2 protein-coding genes are annotated in these 3,039 nt (G+C 41.2%); one reads left to right on the top strand and one right to left on the bottom strand.

Annotated elements, in window-relative coordinates:
- Nucleotides 1-2,234 (top strand): WD40/YVTN/BNR-like repeat-containing protein (locus V7659_RS26980; RefSeq protein ID WP_335543160.1); only part of this gene is annotated, 2,234 nt, incomplete at its 5' end.
- Nucleotides 2,235-2,322: 88 nt separating this feature from the next.
- On the opposite strand, the gene V7659_RS26975 is transcribed toward V7659_RS26980, so the two are convergent.
- The coding region (locus tag V7659_RS26975) for a LysR family transcriptional regulator substrate-binding protein (protein ID WP_335543159.1) at nt 2,323-3,039 on the bottom strand (717 nt) is incomplete at its 5' end.

Genomic DNA, 3,039 nt, shown 5'->3' with positions numbered 1-3,039 from the left:
TGACAGTACGGCATCTCCAAATTACTGCATCTCCCGATCCAGTACCATCATCAGTAAGTGAAACGGAAGCCTTCATTTTCAGTCCGATTGATTTGTCACAAGCTCCAAAAGTGACAGTACGAACTCCAAGTGGAAAAACAAATCAAGTGACTTCTGTCTTAGATCATGATCATTGGTGGCGTGTGCCCGTTCAGACAAGCGAAGTGGGAATATATCGGATTGATGCCATTTCCACAGTCAAAAATTCTTCTACTGAGGAAGCGGCAATAATAGGTTCTAGTTTTCTGGAAAAATTACCAGCCGTTAAGGAACACGCTTCATCCTGGAAAGCCGTTGGGCCTTACTCTAATACAGGCTTGATGAATTTTGACCTGAAAAATCCTAATGGCATGACGGTATTACCTGCAGGGGCATTATCTCAGGGAACTCCTTCTATTTTCCGGACGGAAGATGGGACAAAAACTTGGCATCAGTTTGAAAATTTTCCTGTCGCAGGAGGAATGCCAATAGCTCTAGTGGTCGATCCCACTAATGAAAAAAATATATATGTGCCTATTAATGGGTCCTATTTTGATCCAACTTATCAAGGTAAGATATTAGCCAGCAAAGATGGCGGAAAAACATGGAACACTCTACCTTTTCCGAATGTAGAGGTTACTGACTTACAAATTGATGAAAGTGGGCAAAAACTAGTTGCTCTTACGAGGAACGAAGTCTATGTCAGCTTGGACAGAGGAATGAACTGGGAGAAGCTGTCTGGATGGTGGCCATATCTTACTGACGCACATCTTTTGAATAACGACCTTTACCTTTCAACAGGCTACAAAGGTTTATACGTTTTGAAAGATGTATTCTCTGGTTCGCCTACATCTGAGAAATTGTTTCAGCCGCCTTTTAGTAGTACAAAGGATGTAGTAGGCAATCAAGATATACTAATTGCCAGTACATTTGGTGGCGGATTGTACGCTTCCTATAACAAAGGTAAAGATTGGAAAGAACTTACGCACTCTCAAATACCATTTAATAATGTATCTCACATAGAGATTCTGGAGGGGGATATTTATGTCGGGACTGGGTATGATGGAATAATGGTGAGTCACGATAACGGAACAACATGGGAAACCTGGAAAAAACCGCTTCCTGGGTCTGCCTCCTATGAACTCGATTTCGCCTTAGGACCAAAATCTTCTCCTAAAGAGATGCGCCCAGTTTATGTTTCTTCTATTCAGGCAGGGATATATGGAACACAGGATAAAGGTGAAACATATAAACGGATCGGTATTCCTGGAGCAACGGTTTATGACTTGGCTATTTCCCGGAATTCCAAAGGATACGGGTTACTTGCCGGGACTGAATCCGAAATGTACCGAACAGCGTTACCCGTTCAAAACAAGGTTGATTCCGTAACACTCGAGTGGGGCGCGGCTGAAGGTGAAGGAAAAGATGGAGAACAAGTGTATCATATTGCAACGTCCCCAACAGAACCAAATGTTGCTTACAAGCTACGCTATAGTTCTTGGACTCAGAGTATGTATGTGTACCGAAGCAAAGATGGTGGGGAAAACTGGGATTTGAAGTTTGAAGGTGGGGGAACCGCCCTTGCCATGCAGGTTCACCCAGCCAACTCAAATCAAATCATGATCACATATAAAAACGTATATGAAAAAGGTATGTTAATCAGCCAAGATGGTGGGGAGAATTGGAAAACAATTAAGCAAGAGCACCAGTTTATAGCTTTAGCCGGTGATCCTAACGATCCTAACCGGATTTGGGCAGGCGGAAATGACGGGCTATTTCTGTCCAAAGACATGGGCCAATCATTCCAAAAAATTCAAAACGTTCCTGTAAGCAGGATTGCGATTGACTCACACAATTCGGACCATTTGGTGGTCGGAGGAAACCATTTGTATGTCAGCACAGATGGCGGGAAAACATTAGAAACAGCAAAGGGTGCTGATGAGCTCGAAATATATGTCAATGATATCATCGTTTCCCCTAGTAACCCTAAAGTCGTCTATGCAGCCACTGGTTCCTTTAATAAAAAGGATCTCCGTAAGCAAGGTCGCGGTGTGCTAATGAGTGAGGACGGCGGGGAAACATGGACGAATATATCCGAGGGCCTCGATAACAGAAATGCGACTGCCCTTGAACTATCACCAGACGAAGAATATTTGTTTGTTGGCACACAAGGCGGCAGTGTCCATCGTTTAAAATTACCAAATAAACAACGTTAAAGATTATCACTTTGACCAAAATCTACTCTACTCCCTTCCCCATTCCGCTTGATGGAATGGGGAAGGTTTTTTAAAAAGGGAAAATTCTTCAGAAAGTGAGTAAAGTATTTTCAGGATACACTCTCTCATTCAGTTTTGTCTTTTCCACATAAGCAACCATCAAATCTATAAAACTTCTTGCAGCATATCCAATATACTTTTCTTTATGATGTACAATGGCAATTTCCTTACAAATAGCTGGGTTTTCTATTTTAATTACCTTTAGGGTTCCATCATTCTCCGAATCGAGAAGTGTTCTGGGAAGAATGGTTGCTCCAATACCTGCTTTCACTAAACTCAATATAGATTTTACCTCAGTTAATTCGATGATTGGCTGGATGGCAAATCCCACAGAGGCAAAGGCAGCATCAATTAACTTTCGGCACGTGTGGTTTATTGGACATAATACAAGTGATAGGTCCCTTATCTCTTCCAACTTCACTATATCCCTATCTGCCAATGGATGGTCATCTGAAACCGCCAAAAAATATTCTTCAATATATAAAGGGATATTCGTTAACTTTTCATTCTCTACAGGCATGAGTGTCAAAGCTATATCAATTTCATTTCTAAAAACCTTTTCTTCAATGTTATCTGACATAAAAATCTTTGTTTGCACATGGGGCCACTTGCGATGAAGTTCTAAGAAAACGACGGATGCAAGCTGACTTAACTCTTCCGACATTGCCCCAATGATTAGTTTTCCTTTTTTTACATTTTGAAGTTCTTCCATTTGTTCATAAACACTATTTATATTGGAGAATAT

The organism is Neobacillus drentensis (assembly GCF_036966985.1).
Taxonomy (GTDB): domain Bacteria; phylum Bacillota; class Bacilli; order Bacillales; family Cytobacillaceae; genus Neobacillus; species Neobacillus drentensis_E.
This window is presented reverse-complemented; position numbering and strand designations above follow the sequence as displayed.